At 29.3% G+C, this 17,630-nt stretch carries 15 protein-coding genes; 11 read left to right on the forward strand and 4 right to left on the reverse strand.

Features of this window, described 5'->3' with window-relative positions; all coding sequences use genetic code 11:
* Positions 1–53 precede the first annotated feature (53 nt).
* The 5 genes from DR024_RS10840 to DR024_RS10855 all read left to right on the forward strand — a co-directional run bounded on the left by DR024_RS10840 (position 54) and on the right by DR024_RS10855 (position 5,129).
* Positions 54–1,184, forward strand: a complete 1,131-nt coding sequence (locus DR024_RS10840) for a DUF116 domain-containing protein (RefSeq protein ID WP_111918778.1) — start codon at positions 54–56, stop codon at positions 1,182–1,184.
* A gap of 45 nt (positions 1,185–1,229) precedes the next feature.
* Positions 1,230–1,370 carry a hypothetical protein gene (locus DR024_RS17745; RefSeq protein ID WP_155849292.1) on the forward strand — a complete coding sequence of 47 codons (141 nt, stop codon included), beginning with the start codon at positions 1,230–1,232 and terminating at the stop codon, positions 1,368–1,370.
* 142 nt (positions 1,371–1,512) lie between these two features.
* The gene (locus DR024_RS10845; RefSeq protein ID WP_027097944.1) at positions 1,513–1,893 is read left to right on the forward strand and encodes a desulfoferrodoxin family protein; all 381 of its coding nucleotides are present in this window, start codon (positions 1,513–1,515) and stop codon (positions 1,891–1,893) included.
* 21 nt (positions 1,894–1,914) lie between these two features.
* Positions 1,915–2,454 carry a rubrerythrin gene (gene rbr / locus DR024_RS10850; protein WP_027097943.1) on the forward strand — a complete coding sequence of 180 codons (540 nt, stop codon included), beginning with the start codon at positions 1,915–1,917 and terminating at the stop codon, positions 2,452–2,454.
* A gap of 287 nt (positions 2,455–2,741) precedes the next feature.
* Positions 2,742–5,129, forward strand: a complete 2,388-nt coding sequence (locus DR024_RS10855) for a DUF2207 family protein (protein WP_111918780.1) — start codon at positions 2,742–2,744, stop codon at positions 5,127–5,129.
* Between the two features lie 162 nt (positions 5,130–5,291).
* Here DR024_RS10855 and DR024_RS10860 read toward each other — a convergent pair whose 3' ends face one another.
* Positions 5,292–5,825 (reverse strand): hypothetical protein, encoded by a 534-nt coding sequence (locus tag DR024_RS10860; RefSeq protein ID WP_027097941.1) that lies wholly within the window; start codon positions 5,823–5,825, stop codon positions 5,292–5,294.
* A gap of 370 nt (positions 5,826–6,195) precedes the next feature.
* On the opposite strand from DR024_RS10860, the gene nrdD reads away from it, so the two are divergent.
* From nrdD to ymfI, 5 genes are all read left to right on the forward strand, one after another.
* Positions 6,196–8,259: an anaerobic ribonucleoside-triphosphate reductase gene (nrdD, locus tag DR024_RS10865; RefSeq protein ID WP_051195930.1), complete on the forward strand. Its 2,064-nt coding sequence runs from the start codon at positions 6,196–6,198 to the stop codon at positions 8,257–8,259.
* 347 nt (positions 8,260–8,606) lie between these two features.
* Positions 8,607–9,113, forward strand: a complete 507-nt coding sequence (gene nrdG / locus DR024_RS10870) for an anaerobic ribonucleoside-triphosphate reductase activating protein (RefSeq protein WP_055254272.1) — start codon at positions 8,607–8,609, stop codon at positions 9,111–9,113.
* A 117-nt stretch (positions 9,114–9,230) separates the two neighbouring features.
* On the forward strand, positions 9,231–10,142 hold the full coding sequence (locus tag DR024_RS10875) for a metallophosphoesterase (RefSeq protein WP_055183793.1): 912 nt from the start codon (positions 9,231–9,233) through the stop codon (positions 10,140–10,142).
* Positions 10,143–10,162: 20 nt separating this feature from the next.
* Positions 10,163–11,098 (forward strand): dipeptidase, encoded by a 936-nt coding sequence (locus tag DR024_RS10880; RefSeq protein ID WP_027097938.1) that lies wholly within the window; start codon positions 10,163–10,165, stop codon positions 11,096–11,098.
* Between the two features lie 16 nt (positions 11,099–11,114).
* Positions 11,115–11,855 carry an elongation factor P 5-aminopentanone reductase gene (gene ymfI, locus DR024_RS10885; RefSeq protein ID WP_027097937.1) on the forward strand — a complete coding sequence of 247 codons (741 nt, stop codon included), beginning with the start codon at positions 11,115–11,117 and terminating at the stop codon, positions 11,853–11,855.
* Between the two features lie 228 nt (positions 11,856–12,083).
* On the opposite strand, the gene DR024_RS10890 is transcribed toward ymfI, so the two are convergent.
* The 3 genes from DR024_RS10890 to DR024_RS10900 all read right to left on the reverse strand — a co-directional run bounded on the left by DR024_RS10890 (position 12,084) and on the right by DR024_RS10900 (position 16,204).
* On the reverse strand, positions 12,084–13,691 hold the full coding sequence (locus DR024_RS10890) for a Na/Pi cotransporter family protein (RefSeq protein ID WP_055254268.1): 1,608 nt from the start codon (positions 13,689–13,691) through the stop codon (positions 12,084–12,086).
* Between the two features lie 345 nt (positions 13,692–14,036).
* Complete coding sequence (locus tag DR024_RS10895; protein ID WP_027097935.1) at positions 14,037–15,533, reverse strand: sensor histidine kinase; 1,497 nt, start codon at positions 15,531–15,533, stop codon at positions 14,037–14,039.
* Positions 15,533–16,204, reverse strand: a complete 672-nt coding sequence (locus DR024_RS10900; RefSeq protein ID WP_027097934.1) for a response regulator transcription factor — start codon at positions 16,202–16,204, stop codon at positions 15,533–15,535. The genes DR024_RS10895 and DR024_RS10900 overlap by 1 nt, the downstream gene beginning before the upstream one ends.
* Positions 16,205–16,382: 178 nt before the next feature.
* On the opposite strand from DR024_RS10900, the gene DR024_RS10905 reads away from it, so the two are divergent.
* Positions 16,383–17,630: a M16 family metallopeptidase gene (locus DR024_RS10905; protein WP_111918782.1), complete on the forward strand. Its 1,248-nt coding sequence runs from the start codon at positions 16,383–16,385 to the stop codon at positions 17,628–17,630.

Below are 17,630 nucleotides of genomic sequence, written 5' to 3' on the forward strand. Positions count from 1 at the left end.
AGTAATATATGTTAAAGGACATAGTTTAAATATTATATAAAGGAAGGTGTATCATGAGTTCCATAACATATTCATTGAAAGGGGGACAAGCTGCTTCAAATAACTATTACGAAAAAGCTGAAAGGTTAAGCAAGAAAGTAATTTTAGATGTTTTTCAAAATGGAAAGGAATATCTACAAGACTTTATGGAGTATATAGTGAAAAACAAAGTAGAAGCTTTAAGGACTAAAGAGGAATATGCAGTAGAATTATTATTTATTGGTGTAATTCTTATGGAGTATAGTGAATATGCCTATGGTTTCAATCCTAAGTGGAGTGGAATTTTTAAATGGTTAAATTCCTTAAGGGATAAAGAAAGAATAAAAGAAAAAGTAGATATTATAAAAGGTAGAGCAATACTTAAGAATTTATTAAAAAAGAAAAAAATTAAAGAATTAGATTTAGATTTATTTAAGAAGATCCTATCTTGGTTGGAATGTACAGGTGATTTTAAAGAAGAAGTCTTTAGGCTTAACATATGGATGGATTTTTTATGTGAAAAAGATTCTAATTATGTAGGAAAAGTTTTAATGTTTGCTTTAAAGGAAGGGGAATATCTTCTAAAGGAAGGTCAGTATTATTTAGGAGAGTATATATCAGGTGTAAAGAGTTATTTAAGTACATATGAATTAATACATAGAAACAAAGAGGATATAATTTATTGTGGCAAGGGAGAAATACAGTACATTTTTAATATGGTTTGTGCTGAAATATTAAATAAGGTATATAAAGAAAAATTTTTAAGATGTGAAGAAAAAATTGTCTTTGCACCAGCTTGCATGAAACAAACTTTAAAGCCATGCCCTAGTTCAAAAGAAAAACTTGGAGATGTATGTAAAAGATGCTCAAAAGAATGCAATATAAATAAGTTAACAACCTTAGGAAAAAGTTTAGATTTTAAGGTATATGTTATATCACATGAAACAAATTTATTAAATGCAAAAAGAGAAAAAAATGATAAGATAGGAATAATAGGAATAGCTTGTGTGCTAAATTTAATCTCTGGAGGATGGAAGGCATTAAGGTTAGGATTTATTCCTCAGTGTGTTATCTTAGAGGAGTGTGGCTGTAATAATCACTGGCTTAAAGAAAGCAAAATGACAGCTATAAATGAAAAAAGATTAAGTTATATACTTAAAGGATAAATGAATAAATAAATGGACATCCTATCTTTAGGGAGGGATTAAATTATGAATGATAAGAATGTGTATAACAAAGAAATTCAAGATGTGGTTAAGACGGAACTTAGAATGGATGAGGTACATGAAAACTTAAAGCCAACAGATCCAGATAAGGTTCAAAAAGATGCAATTAAAATAGGAACTATCTAGTCAAAAATACCTATGGAGGAATTCTATAGGTATTTTTTTATGTCTTGAATAATATAATTAACAGTATATTAATAAAATATTCAGAATTTTGTGTTAAAATTAGTAATATAAAGTAGAAATAGAGAAAAAAGGAGGAAAGATTATGGAAACAAAATTTTTAATTTGCAAACATTGTGGTAATATCGTTGAAGTAATAAGAGAATCAGGAGTATCTATAGTTTGTTGTGGTGAAAAGATGAGTGAGTTAAAGGCTAACACAACAGATGGTGCAGTAGAAAAACATGTTCCTGTTGTCAATATTGATGGTAATAAAGTAGAGGTAGTTGTAGGAAGCACTTTACATCCAATGGTGGAAGCTCATTATATACAATGGATATATCTAAAAACTGATAAGGGTGTTCAAAAGAAATATTTATCACCAAGTGATGAACCAAAAGCAGAGTTTGTTATAGGTGATGATGAAAAAGTAATTGAAGCATATGAATACTGTAATTTACATGGTCTTTGGAAAAAAGAAATTTAAATAATTAACGAGGTGATTTTAATGAAGGATTTAAAAGGTACAAAAACAGAAGCTAATTTAATGGAAGCCTTTGCAGGCGAATCAATGGCAACTAATAAGTATATGTATTATGCATCTAAAGCTAAGAAAGATGGTTATGTTCAAATAGCATCTATTTTTGAAGAAACTGCAAAAAATGAAAAGGAACATGCAAAGCTTTGGTTTAAGTTATTACATGATGGAATTGGACAAACTACTACTAATTTAAGTGATGCAGCTGATGGAGAAAACTACGAATGGACAGACATGTATGATAAATTTGCTAAAGAAGCAAGAGAAGAAGGCTTTGAACATATAGCTAAGCTTTTTGAAGGCGTTGCTGCAATTGAAAAGGAACATGAAGAAAGATATAGAAAGCTTTTAGCTAATATAGAAGGAGATTTAGTATTCTCTAAGGATGAAGATGTAATTTGGCAATGCTCAAATTGTGGACATATCTGTATTGGGAAGAAGGCTCCAGATGTATGCCCAGTATGTGCTCATCCACAATCATATTTCCAAGTAAAAGCAGAAAATTATTAATATAAATAATTAATGGAGGGGAGTTGCAAAGCAATTCCTCTTTTTTTGATGTCTAGGAAAGTATAAAATTTCAATTGACTATAACTCAAAGGTATTATTATAATTTCATATTAAAAAAATATAAAATCAAGGATAGTAATTTTATAATTTCCTTACCGTTAGTACGCGTGGGGTGGATATTTGTTTCCATGTGACTTGGAGCTTGCGACGGAACAAGGGAAATAAATATCCACTCCACCTTTTTTGTGGTAAAATATAGTCAAAAATAATAAAAAGTGGGGATTGATATGAAAAAGCTAAAAGGGGTAATAATATCAGTTTTAATTAGTATTTTTATCATTAACATTGTAGAAGTAAGGCCCAAAGCAGAAGATGAAGGATATTATATAAAAAATATGCAAGTGGATGTGGAGGTTAATGATAAGAGACAGTTTTTTATAACAGAAACAATAGATGTTTACTTTAATGAAGACAGACATGGCATTAAAAGAGATATAACTACTTCATCAGGTACAGAGGAATGTAGTATTTCAGATATTTCTGTAATAGGGGCACCCTATGAATCAACTAAGGAATCAGGGAATGTAAGTTTAAAAATAGGTGATGAAGATGAAACTATAGATGGAGACAAAAGATATATAATAAAATATACTTTAAATTATTATGATGATGAAGAAGTTGATGGAGACTATATTTATTTAAATCTATTGCCAACTTGGGATACAAGAGTTGAAAGCTTTAGATCAAATATAACGTATCCTAAGGGAGGAAAGCTAGAGAATATTACCTTAACAGATGGGGAACATGGAAGTAAAGAAAATAAGCTTTCTAAATATACAGTTAAAAATAACGAAATTATAATTGAATCTACAAAAGAAATTAAAGAAAATAATGGGATAACTATAAATGCAAGGTTAGAAGAAGGGACATTTAAAAATGTAAAAGAAAGAAAATATCCCTTCAATATAAATGATGAAATAGTTAATATTAAGATTACAAAAGAAAAGGAATACTTGGTAGAAAGAGAATTTGAAATAAAGGTTACATCACAAAACTATGATTTTGGATCAAATGAAATAAAGCTATGGGATGATAATAAATATAATAAGATAAGTGAATTAAGCTGTGATAATTCCCAATTTAAAGTGTCAGAAAAATACTCTTCAATTTATGTTCCTAAAGAAGTTGGAGTATATAAGGTTAAGGTATCTTATAAGGTTAGGCCAAGACTTGCAGATGATATCTATTTAGGTTTAAAGAGTAATAATTATGAAGGTAAGGTTGATAATCTTATTGTAAATGTAGAATCAGAGGTTCCTATAGAAAATGCTTTGGTAAACTTTTTAGATAGAGGCATTGGTAGTAATAAGGATAGATATACCCTAGCTAGAGAGAATAATAAGGTTACATTTAATAATACAAATACTATTCATCCAAGAGAAAAGGTATTTATATCAATAGACTGTGATAATAGTTTATTTACAAGAGAGATGGATAAGTCAGAAATAAAAACTATTATTTTATCATTTATAGTAGTAATAATTTCAGGAATTTTATTTTTAGTATTTAAAGAAAAAAGGAGATACGAACTAGAGTTAGAGTTTTATCCTCCAGATGGAATGAATAGTGCAGAATTGGCTTATGCCTATAAAAATAGTTGTACACCTAAGGATATTACTTCATTAATTTATCTTTGGGCAAGTGAAGGTCATTTAGAAATCAATTTTGATGAGAATAATGAGTTTAAATTGATAAAAATCAGTGAACTAGATAGTGAGCATAAAAAGTATGAACATACTTTGTTTAAAGGGCTATTTAAGAAAAGTAATGAGGTAACAGAAGCTAAGCTAAGGAATGGAGAGTTAGAAAATAAAATCTCCTCAGCTATTAATTCAGTTCAATCAGTATTTAAAGGTAAAAGAAAGAAGCTAACAGATGCAAAATCAAGAAAGATTTCAGTGTTGTTATTATTCATATCATTTATTCCAATGGTATTGTTCTATATCTCTGCCAAGTATACAAGCAATTTAACTAATGGAGATGTAATTGGATTATCTTTAATATCAGCTGGAATAATAAGTATTGTGTATATTATAATTTATGCTTTAAACGTAAATAATTTAAATAGAATTGTTACTAATAAAGCTAAATTAGGATTTTTTATTGCTTTATTTATATATTTATTATCAGCCTTTATTATAGTATTAATCTTTAAGATAGGATCCTATGCTATAACTGATATTGTAGTAGCTATATGTATTTTTTCAATAATTATTATGGCAGGACTTTTACCAAAGAGAAGTGAATATGGAAGAAAGATATTAGAAAAAATATTAGGATTCAGAAAATTTTTAGAAACAGCAGAAAAAGAAAGGTTAGAAGCCTTACTAGAAGAAAATCCAAATTATTTTTATAATATACTTCCTTATGCTCAAGTACTAAATATAACAGATAAATGGGCTGATAAATTTGAGGGCATAGAAGTAGATAAATCACCATATTATACAGGGTATACAGATTTAAATAGCTATAGTATGCTTAGGATAATTAGTACTAATATGAATTCAGTATCTGATACTGTGGGATCTCATAATACAAGTTCTTCTGATGGAGGTTTCTCGGGTGGAGGTTTCTCAGGAGGAGGAACTGGTGGTGGAAGTGGATCAAGCTGGTAGGCTATAGGATTTAACCTCAATATTACAATTAGTTTACAAAGATGTAATTTGATTTAACAATACTATGTTATCATAAGGTTGTAGCAAGAAATTGATAAAATTTCTTTGGTTTCGTGTTTCATCCTACTTAAAAAAGCGTCGCAAAAAATGCGACGCTTTTTTCTATTTATTTTTACAATCTACTTCTTTAATTTTTATGTTTTTAGGTAGTATAACCTTAATGTCTTTAATAGTAGATTTACTATCTTCTACATTTATCTTACAAGATACAAGGTCAGTCTTAGTTGTTACTTCCATTTCATATGCTCCATTTTTAGGATTCCTTTTTAATAATAAGTTGACCATTTCTGAGTATTCAATATAGTTATTTTTAAAAACTAAGTAAGTATCAAAAAAGTAAAGTTCTTTAATACTTAATCTTATTAGTAGTCCAACTACAATAGTAATTATAACCATTGCTCCAGTAATTATAGGACTGTACCCAGAATTTCTAAAATAGAAAGCAAATATTATTGTTGCTAGGATTAAACCAAATAAAGGAGCGTAAGAAGTTATTGAACTGGTTTTTACTCTATATTTAATATTTGATTTGTTTTTCCATACAGTTTTATAATGAACAGAATATAAAGAGCTTATGTAGTATCCTAGTGTCATTAAAAAAACAATTCCAAGTAATATTATTATAAATGAATTCATATGCCATCCCTCCATAATGATAAATAGTCAATGTAGAACATTATACTACTATAAATAATGTAGTCAACTATGTTAAAGGATTTGGTAAAATAGAGGTTTATAGGTCACCCCCAATGTATAGTGTTAGTTTTAGGTGTACCACAATATATAGTGAAAAATTCTTATCATAACCCGATATTTTGTGCAAATGATGATATAGTGCAATAATTAGCAAAAATAATAGAAAAACGAAGAAAGATGAAAATAGTTATAAATATCTATTAATTTAATTTCTGAAAACTATTTTTTTATAAGTTATAATAGCTTTAGTTGATTTGAAAAAATAAACATATTAAACCATAAGAGGTAATTTATTGTAAGGGGAATGTACATGGAAGTAATAAAAAGAGATGGAAGCATAGTTGAATTCAACAAACACAAGATTAGAGAGGCTATTTTAAAGGCTATGAAACATGGAAGTGGTATTTATTTACCAGATATAGCAAAATTAATAGCAAATGATGCAGAGAATTATTTTAAGGATGAAAATGAAACTCCAACAATTTATAAAATTGAATCTTATGTTTATGAAAGACTAGTGCATTATGGTCAATCAATAACAGCTAAATCATATGAGGGATATAGAGCTGTTCAATCATTTAAGAGAAATATTAATACAACAGATGAAAGTATATTAGGGTTAATTCAAAAGACAAATGAGGATGTACTAAAGGAAAATTCAAATAAGAATTCTGTAATAGCTGCAACTCAAAGAGATTTAATTGCAGGAGAAGTGTCTAAGGATATATCAAGAAGAAGATTAATTCCACCACATTTAGTGCAAGCTCATGATGAAGGTGCAATTCACTGGCATGATATGGATTATACTCTATCACCAATATTCAATTGTTGTCTTATAAATCTTGAGGACATGCTAAACAATGGTACAGTTATAAATGATAAATTAGTAGAATCACCAAAATCCTTTGGTACAGCTTGTACAGTGACTACACAAATTATTGCTCAAGTTGCATCTAACCAATATGGTGGTCAAAGTATAACAATTAAGCATTTAGCTAAGTTCTTAAGAGTTACATATGACAAGTATTATAAATTCTATATGGAAAAATATAATAATGAAGAATTAGCAATAGATTTAGCTAATGACATGAAGATGAAAGACTTGAGGGATGGAGTACAAACTATAAGATATCAGCTTTCAACTCTTCAAACAACTAACGGACAAGCGCCATTTAGTACAATTTACCTTGAAATTGAAGAAGGTAATGAATATGAAGAGGAAATGGCATTAATATGTGAAGAAATGATTAAACAAAGACTTGAAGGTATGAAGAACTATAAGGGACAAGAAATAGGTGAAGCCTTCCCTAAATTAGTATACCTTTTAGATGAGCATAACTGCCTAGAAGGTGGAAAGTATGATTACATAACTAAGCTTGCTGCGGAATGTACTGCAAAGAGATTGGTACCTGATTATCAATCAGCTAAGATTATGAGAATGAACTATGAAGGAAATACATTCCCACCAATGGGATGTAGATCTCACTTAAGTCCTTGGAAGGATTCAAATGGAGATTATAAGTGGTATGGAAGATTCAATCAAGGTGTTATAAGCCTTAACCTTCCACAAATAGGTATTATTGCAAATGGTGATATGGAGTTATTCTGGGAACTTTTAGACCAAAGATTGGCTTTATGTAAGGAAGCATTAATAACAAGACATAATATGTTATTAGGTACAGTTTCAGATGTTTCGCCAATTCACTGGCAACATGGTGCAATTGCTAGACTTGAGAAGGGTGAAGCTATAGACAAGCTTCTTAATGAAGGATATTCAACATTATCCCTTGGATATGTAGGAGTACATGAAATGGTTCAATCAATGCTAGGGGTAAGCCATACAACTCAAGAAGGAGAGAAGTTTGCACTTGAAGTTATGAACCATATGAAGGATGCATGTGATGAGTGGAAGAAGGAAACAGGATTAGGTTTTGGTTTATATGGAACACCAGCAGAAAACTTAATTTATAGATTCTGTAGATTAGATAAAGCTAGATTTGGAGAAATAAAGAACGTAACAGACAGACTTTATTATACAAACTCATATCATGTTCATGTATGTGAGGAAATAGATGCTTTCTCTAAGCTTAAGTTTGAATCTCAATTCCATGGTATTAGTTTAGGTGGTTGTATTTCATATGTTGAAGTGCCTGATTTAACAAGAAATGTAGAAGCTGTAGAAAGCCTAATTAACTTCATTTATCACAATATTCAATATGCAGAAATCAATACAAAACCTGATATATGCTATAGTTGTGGATATACAGGAGAAATTAAGTTAGATGAAAACTTAGAATGGTACTGTCCATCATGTGGTAATAGAGAAGAAAGCGAAATGCAAGTAATGAGAAGAACTTGTGGGTTAACAATATAGGCTCACGTTAAATTACCGAAACTGCGGGGACATCCTTAGAGCTTAATGCTACCAAGTAATATTAGAAATAGTATTATGGCTAAGAGTAATTGCTTAGGTATGGTAAAAAGGCATTAGGATTGGATAATCCGCAACCAAGCTCCTAAAAATATGGAGAAGGCTCAACGACTATAATGGTAATACATGTGTAATGAACATATTGTAAAGGGATAGTCTAGTCCGACCTTATATAAGGTGTTAAAGTATTGGGAAACCAACGGTGGTACGATATAGGAACAAATTTCTGGAATAAAGGAAGAACGGCTGAAATAGGAGATAGAGTACTTCATTTATAAGAAGGTGTTTTCATGAGATATGCAAAAATAAGAAAATTTGATGTAGCAAATGGACCAGATATAAGAACAACTCTCTTTGTTACAGGATGTACAAATAACTGTGAAGGATGTTTTAACAAAGATCTTCAAGATTTTAATAGTGGAGAACTTTGGACAAAAGAGATAGAAGATGAATTTTTATCCTATGTTAAAAATCCTAATATTAAGGGAGTAAATATTCTAGGTGGAGAGCCAATGGAACAAACTATGGATGATTCTTTAGTAAATCTTTTAAAAAGAGTTAAAGAAGAAACAGGGAAAGATATTTGGCTTTGGTCAGGTTATATTTATGAAAATATAATTAATGATGAAAAGAAGAGAAGAATTCTTCAACAAGTTGATGTTCTTATTGATGGACGCTTTCAGCTAGAAAATAGGGACATAAAACTAAAATATAGAGGCTCAAGTAATCAAAGAGTTATTGATGTTAAAAAGACTCTTGAAACTGGAGAAATAAGTTTAATAATAAAAGATGAATAGTTGATATTTAAAGGAGAAATTGCTTTGCAGTTTCTCCTTTAAAATTATTTAGGAGTAATCACTGTTTAGTTTTATTTTCATATAATGTTATAATGAGTAATTATAAGAAGGGATAGTATGACTCCTAATAAATTATTAAAGCTATACAATATAAGTGATAGAATACCCTTTGATAGAGAATCTAAAATAGTTGTAATTAGCGATGTTCATAGAGGAGATGGAAGCTATGCTGATTCATTAATGAGCAATAAAAATATATATGTAGCAGCTTTAAATTACTATTATAAAGAAGGATATACACTTATTGAAGCAGGGGATGGAGATGAACTATGGAAAAATAAATGTTATAGAGATATTTCTTATAATTATAGAGATGTTTTTCAAATATTAAATAAATTTAATAAACATGGAAGACTTCATATGCTTTATGGGAACCATGATGGTAAGAAAGCATCTAAAGAATATTTAGAAAAGCAAAAAAGAAAGCTTCATAAAATAGATAGGGCCTTTGGTGAAGACTTAATATATTTATTGGATAAAATTAAATTTAAAGAAAGTATAGTTTTAAGACATGAGCCAAGTAAGAAGGAGATATTCATAACCCATGGGCATCAGCTAGATTTTATGAATTATGAATTTGCACCTGTAAGCAAGTTTTTAGTAAGGCACCTTTGGAGATACATGGAAGGTATTGCAGGGTTTAAAGCTCCAACTAGTCCAGCTAATAACTATAAAAAAGGTGGTAAAGTAGATAAGAAATTAGCTGAGTGGAGCAAAGAATATAATAAATTTATTATTTGTGGACATACTCATGAAAGTAGGTTTCCTAAGTTAGGAAAAGGCTTGTATTTTAATGATGGATGTTGCGTTTTACCCTATTCTATAAGTACAATAGAAATTAGTAGTGGACTTATAGCATTAGTTAAATGGATAATAGATGTTAGAGATGATAACACCTTATACATAAGAAGAAATATTTTAGGTGGTCCAGAAAGGGTGGATGAATATCTAAAGTATGTAAAAGAGTAAAGAAAAAAGGGGAAATAGCTATGAAGTATATTGATTTACATTGTGATACAGCTGGTAGAATGTTATATGAAAATGGTGGACTAAAAAGTAATAGTTTTAAAATTGATATTGAAAAGATGAAAAAGGGCGGAGCTTTAGCTCAAGTATTTGCATTTTTTATAGATATAGGAGAAGTTAAAAATCCATTTTTAGAGTTTCAAATTATGCATAGAAATCTAGAAAAAGAGTTGGATAAAAATAAAAAGGATATAACTTTAGTTAGGAATGTAGAGGAATTATCAAAGGCTGAAAAGGATAAAAAGATAGGAGCATTTCTTTCCATAGAAGAGGGAGAAACCCTTGAAGGGAACATAGATAATATTCAAAAGGTTTATGATTATGGAGTTAGATTTATTACCTTAACATGGAATTATAAAAATAGTCTAGGATACCCTAACTATGAATTTTTATATAAGGATAAGGGACTTACACCTAAAGGTATAGAAATGGTGGAAGAGATGGAGAGATTAGGAATAGTTCCTGATGCATCACACCTTTCAGATAAGGGATTCTATGATTTGGTGGAAAAATGCAAGAAACCATTTATAGTAACACATTCAAATAGCAGAAGTATAAAAAGGCACCCAAGAAATTTAACTGACGATATGATTAAAAAGTTATCAGAAAAAGGTGGAATTATGGGAATTAACTTCTGTGCAGACTTTGTAGGTTATGAAAAAGTTACTCAAATAAAGGACTTGGTTTCACATATTAAGCACATAAAAAATGTTGGTGGAATAGATGTTATATCATTAGGTAGTGATTTTGATGGTATAGGAAATGAAGTGGAAGTTAAAGATGCTTCTGAAATGGGAAAATTAGCACAAGCCTTAGAAAAAGAAGGTTTTACAATAGATGAAATAGAAAAAATATACTATAAAAATGCATTATCATTTTTAATAGATACATTAAAGTAAGGATAGGTAAAGAAAGATGTCAAAGTTATTAGGTAAGGTAGCCATTATTACTGGTGCCTCAAGAGGAATAGGAAGAGCTATAGCTATTGAATTAGGAAAAGAGGGAGCTAGCGTTGTAATTAATTATTCTAAGGATGAAGAGGGTGCAAAGGAAACTCTAGAAGCTTTAAGGGAGCTAGGGGTAGTAGCATATGCTATAAAGAGGGATGTTTCTTCTTTTGAAGGAGCAGAGGAGATAATTAATAAAACTTTAGAGCATTTTGGTAAAGTTGATATAGTTGTAAATAATGCAGCAAGAAGTACATTAGGATTATTTATGGATGCAACAAGGGAAGATATTGAAGGGTTAATTAGCACAAATCTTTTAGGAGCAATGTATCTTACAAAGTTAGCAATACCTCATATGCTTGGAAAAGGTGGAGCAGTTTTAAATATTTCTTCTATGTGGGGAGAAGTAGGAGCTTCCTGTGAGGTTTTATATTCTACATCAAAGGGTGGATTAAACTTATTCACAAAAGCCTTAGCAAAGGAAATGGCTCCATCTAATGTAAGAGTTAATGCTATAGCACCAGGTGTTATAGATACAAAGATGAATTCATTTTTAAGTCAAGAGGAAAGAGAAGAACTAGAAAATGAGATTCCAGTTGGAAGGTTTGGACTACCTGAAGAAATAGGAAAGACAGCAGTATTTTTATGTTCAGATGATTCAAGTTATATTACAGGACAGATACTTAGAGTGGATGGAGGGTATATTTAAAATAACTTTGCTTAGGGCAAAGTTATCTTATTAAGAGAGAATAAAGATAATAAAGTGAAGGAAGAACTTTGCCTATGGCAAAGTTCTTTTAAGTGAGTGTTGGCTAAGACGCACAATAGCAATTGTATTGATGAATATTCTAAAATGGGGGAGTATATGGAACAGAAATCGCAAAGCAATTTCTCCTCCTAATCTCTATTATCCTAATTAACCTGCTTATCTTTTTATCTATCTTTCTCTCACTGCAGCTGCAATATTATTTGAATGGTCTCCAATTCTCTCTAAGTTACTTATTAAATCAAGGAAAATTGTACTTGAGTTTGCAGAGCAAGAGTGTTCATTTAATCTTCTAATATTGTTTTCTCTAAGATCCTTTTCGTATTTATCTATGGATTCTTCTATCTTTTTAATATTTAATGCTTCTATATTATCTTCATTCTTATAGCTTTCAATAGCTAAAGTTAAAGCTTCTAAAGTTTTTTCATACATAGCTATTAATTCATTTTTCGCATCAGTACCAATAGAAATATTATTATTTATTTTATCAGTAGCCAATTCAACTATATTTTCAGCATGATCACCAATTCTTTCAATGTCATTTATAACATGGAAAGTAGCACTTAAGTTCTTACTATCTGTTACAGGTAAATCATAGGATGATAAATCTACTAAGTAGTCTGTTATTTCTCTCTCTAGATTATTTATTATTTTTTCTCTTCTATAGACTTGCTCTATATTCTTTTCATTATTATTTAAGAATGCATCCATTGCTGCTTCTATATTTTTCTTAGCTATTTCACCCATTCTTATAGTTTCTTTAAAAACTTGGGAACTTGCTACAACAGGTGTTTCAAGTAAATTCTTATCTAAATAGATAGCACCATCTTTTTCGATAATTTCATCACCTGGTAAAAGTTTATTAGCAAGTAAAACTAGGTATTTAGCTAGAGGTAATAGTACTATAGTTACAGAAATATTAAATATAGTATGTGCATTTGCAACTTGTCTAGCAACATTACCTGGATCTATACTTTCAATTAAAGAAATTAATGGAGTCATAAATGGAATGAAAATAACTACACCAATAACATTAAAGAATAAGTGAATAAGAGCTGCTTTTTTTGCAGTTCTATTAGCTCCAGCTGAAGCAAGTAAAGCTGTTACACATGTACCTATATTACAGCCTAAAATTATTGGAAGTGCTACATTCATATCTATAGAACCAGTTGTTGCTAAAGCAACTAAAATACCAGTAGTAGCAGAGGAACTTTGAACTATTGCAGTCATTCCAAGTCCAGCTAAAACACCTAAAAATCTATTATTTCCAATTATATAAATTACATTTCTAAAGGCATCTGATTGGGTGATAGGATTTAATGAAGATGACATAACTCCCATTCCCATAAATAAAATACCAAAACCTAAGGCTATAGATGAAATATCTCTAGCTCTTTTTTTCTTTAGGGCTAATAAACCAATAGCACCAAGGCCTATAAATATTGGTGCTATTTTATCTAAATCTAAGGAAACCATTTGAGCTGTAATGGTTGTCCCAATGTTAGCACCCATTATAACACCAGCAGCTTGCATTAATGTCATTAGTCCAGCATTTACAAAACTAACAACCATAACTGTAGTAGCACTAGAACTTTGGATAACTGCTGTTACAATAGTACCTACAAGTACTCCTATATATTTATTGCTAGTAACTCTTTCTAATATACTTTTTAGTTTTTCTCCTGCGGCATTTTCTAAGCCATCTCCCATAAGTTTCATTCCAAAAAGGAATAAGCCTAAACCACCAAATACTTCAATGAAAATGTTAAATGTGTCCAAAATTTTCGCTCCTTCGAATATATAATTTTTACATAAATTTAATGTACAATACTATTTTATAATTAAAAGTTAACAATTCTAAGAGCTTTAACCTATATTTAACAATACGTATAATAAAAAGTTACAAAAATTATGTCAAATAATACGGAATAAAAAAAGATACTACCTGGGAGAGTAGTATCTTTATGATATAGGGTTCTTGGGGAGTTGTGACGTTGTGTAAACTTCCATATCTGCTAGGAATAATCTTACAATACAAGTATATATAACTAAGTTACATAAATCAACAGAATATGCTTAAGTTAGGACCTTTTTCCCTAAAATAGGGACTAAGTTACTATTTACCTATTCTTCAGGTGGATTTTCTACAGGTAATAGAAATTTAAATTCTACAGCATTTTCAATATTATTTAAAGAGTAATTAAAGTTGTGAATATCTAGTATGTTTTTTACTATAGACAAGCCAAGACCTGTGCTATTTTTATTTCTACTACGAGCCTTATCTATTCTATAAAACTTATTGAAAAGTTTATCTATATCATTTTTATCTATTTGAATACCATAGTTTATTACAGATATTTCATAAAAACTATCTTTCATGGAGATAGATACAACAATATCATTATTTTCAGGAGTATATTTTATTGCATTAGTTATAAGGTTTGTTAAAACCTGTTCCATCTTAAATCTATCTGCCTTTACATATGAGAAGTCAGTCTTTTCATCAAAAATTATTCTTAATCCATTTTCATTTGCTTCAATAGTAAATTTATTTACTAAGTTTTTAATTAATCTATTAATATTAAAAATTTCTAAGTTTGGTTTTATAACACCTGATTCAAGTCTAGATATTTCAAGCATATTTGTGACTAGAATGCTCATTTTTTTTGATTCATCAATTATTGTCTCCAGGTATTCTAGGGCGTTATCTCCAGAAACAATACCATCTTTAAGACCTTCAGCATATCCTTCTATTATACCTATTGGAGTTTTTAATTCATGGCTAACAGAGTCAACAAAGTCTTTTCTCATAATCTCTAGATTTCTTTCTTTTTCTATATCTTCTTCAAGTTTCTTATTCTTTTCTTTTAAGTCTTGAAGGGCTCCATCTAAATTGCTTGATAAAAAGTTTAAAGTACTAGCAAGATTTCCAATTTCATCTTCTCTGTCAATTTTACATTTTTCATTAAAGTTCATTTGGGACATCTTTTTAGCAACATTATTAATTTTTATAAGTGGTTTAGATATAAGATTAGTGTATACAGTAGAAAGTAATATTGATATAAATATGAAACCTATAAATATGTAAGAATAAAATTCCCTTATAACATCAGAAGCTTCTTGAATAGGTTGAATGGATGTAACTGAAATTAATATTGAATCATTAGTAGAATATAAACTCATAGGAGCCAAAACACCAATTTTCGTACTGTTACTATTAGGATCTATAAAATCTATGGTTTGAGGTTTTCCTGATGCAATAATCTCTTTTCTTAAATTATTATTTTTCAATAGTTGTTTTAGTGTTCTAACATAGGCTGTATCTTCACTGTAGGAATCAGAGATATAAAGTGTATCTCCAGTAATGGAAGAGAAAATACCTATTCTTGAATTTGTTTCACTTTCTAATATAATTAATGCTTTGCCAATGCTATTATAATCTTGAGTTTGATTAGCATATAAGGAAGTAAACCTATTAATATCTTTAACTAAATTATTCTTTTTCTTTAATTCATAAAAGCTTTGAAAAAAGAAGGTTTGAAATATAAATATAACAATCATTAACCCAAGTAAAAGGCTAAGAGTAATGATGAATATTTTTTTTGATAAGTTATTCTTCATTATTTCACCTCAAATTTATATCCGCTACCTCTAACAGTAACTATATAGTTAGCTTTATCTCCTAATTTTTCTCTTAATCTTTTAACATTGGTATCTACTGTTCTAATATCCCCATAGTAATCTATTCCCCAAACATTATCTAATATATTATCTCTACTTAAAGCAATACCTTCATTAGAGGCCAAATATATAAGAAGTTCATATTCTTTTGGGGATAATGAAAGTATATTTTCATCTATTTTTACTTCTCTGGAAAGTTTATTTATTACTAACCCATTAAAGTTTTGGGTACTTGAATCTATTTTTTCACTAGTCCTTTTTAACAAAGCCTTTACCTTTGCAACTAAAACCTTAGGACTAAAAGGTTTTGTAATATAATCGTCAGCTCCAAAGTCATATCCTTGAAGTTTATCTTCTTCTTGCCCCTTAGCAGTAAGTAAAATAACAGGAATTGTTGATACTTCTCGTATTTTTTCTAATACAGTTAATCCATCCATTACAGGCATCATTATATCTAAAATTATAAGGTCGATTTTATTACTTTTAAAGATTTCTAAAGCTTCTTTACCATTTTCAGCTTCATATACTAAAAAGTCTTCCTTTTGGAAATAATCTCTTAATAGAAACCTTATTCTTATTTCATCTTCAACAATTAAAATATTTTTTCTCATAGTATAAAAACTCCTTTCATTATTGTTTGTATAAGAAGTTAAAGTTATTATCATATACCTTATGTACATTATATAGAAAATTCCGAGGATATAAAATAGAATAATGTAATTATATATTGTAAAGTTAGGTAAAAAAGCTTATATTATATAGATACAATGATTGATAAGGAGATAATTGATGCTTAAGCTGAATTTTGATGTGAAAAAACACTATTTAGATAATGGTTTGGAAATATTAACTATAAAGAAAGATACTCAAATAGCTTCTATAAATTTAGGAGTTAAAGTGGGTGCAATATATGAGTCCTTAGAAGAAAAGGGAATAAGTCATTTTATTGAGCATATGCTTTTTAAGGGGACAAATAAAAGAAATAATGAAGAGCTTAATGATGAGCTTGAATCTTTAGGCGGAGAATATAATGCATATACAGATTATAATTCTACAGTATATACAATAAGTTGCTTAAGTGAAGAATTAGAGAATGCTTGTATATTATTAGGAGATATGATTACTTCATCTAATTTTCCAGAAGAAGAGATAGAGAGGGAAAGAGGGGTAATTCTCGCAGAAATGAGAACAAGCAAGGATGATATAGAGGATTTAAGTTTTAAAAGAGTAAATGAAGTGGCTTTTAATAGTAGTCCATTAAGATATGATGTTACAGGATTAGAAGAAGTTGTTAAAGGATTAAAAAGGGATGATATTAAAAGGTTTTATAATAAGTATTACACTCCTAAAAACAGCTTAATAACAATGGTATCATCTATGGAACATGAAGATGCTAAAGAGTTAATTAGTAGAGAATTTTCTAATTGGCAAGGGGTAGAGGAAGTAGAACATCCTGTAATTTGTGAAGATAATATTCCACTAAAGAAAGTAAGCTATAAAAACGATATGGAGCAAAGTACTATAGTTTATTTATATACATTTTATCATTTAGATAAGAATGATGAGTTAGCACTTAGAATACTAAATCACAGATTAGGTGAAAGCTCTAATTCATTGCTTTTTAGAGAGGTAAGAGAAAAAAAAGGACTTGCTTATGATATCTATACACATTTAGATATGACAAAGAACGTTAAGACTTTATATGTATACACTGCAGTTTCTGATGAAGATGTGGAAGAGGCTATAAGAGCAATTGATGAAACATTAAATAATGTAGTTAATGGAAATATAGAAATAGGTAATAAGGACTTAGCTATAATGAAAAAGGTCCATAAAACTGCAGTAATATCAACTTTAGAGGACTCTGCTGAACTTTGTAACTATATACTACATCAGGAACTTGAAGATGAAGATATTTATGAGTTTGTTAAGGATATGGAAGGTTTAAATAATTTAAATAAGGATAAAATTTATAAAGTATCAAAGTTGGTACTAAAAGATCCTACAATTCATATTTTAACATCTCCAAAGGAGTAG

It is taken from the genome of Clostridium paraputrificum (genome assembly GCF_900447045.1).
In the GTDB taxonomy this organism is placed as follows: Bacteria; Bacillota; Clostridia; order Clostridiales; family Clostridiaceae; genus Clostridium; species Clostridium paraputrificum.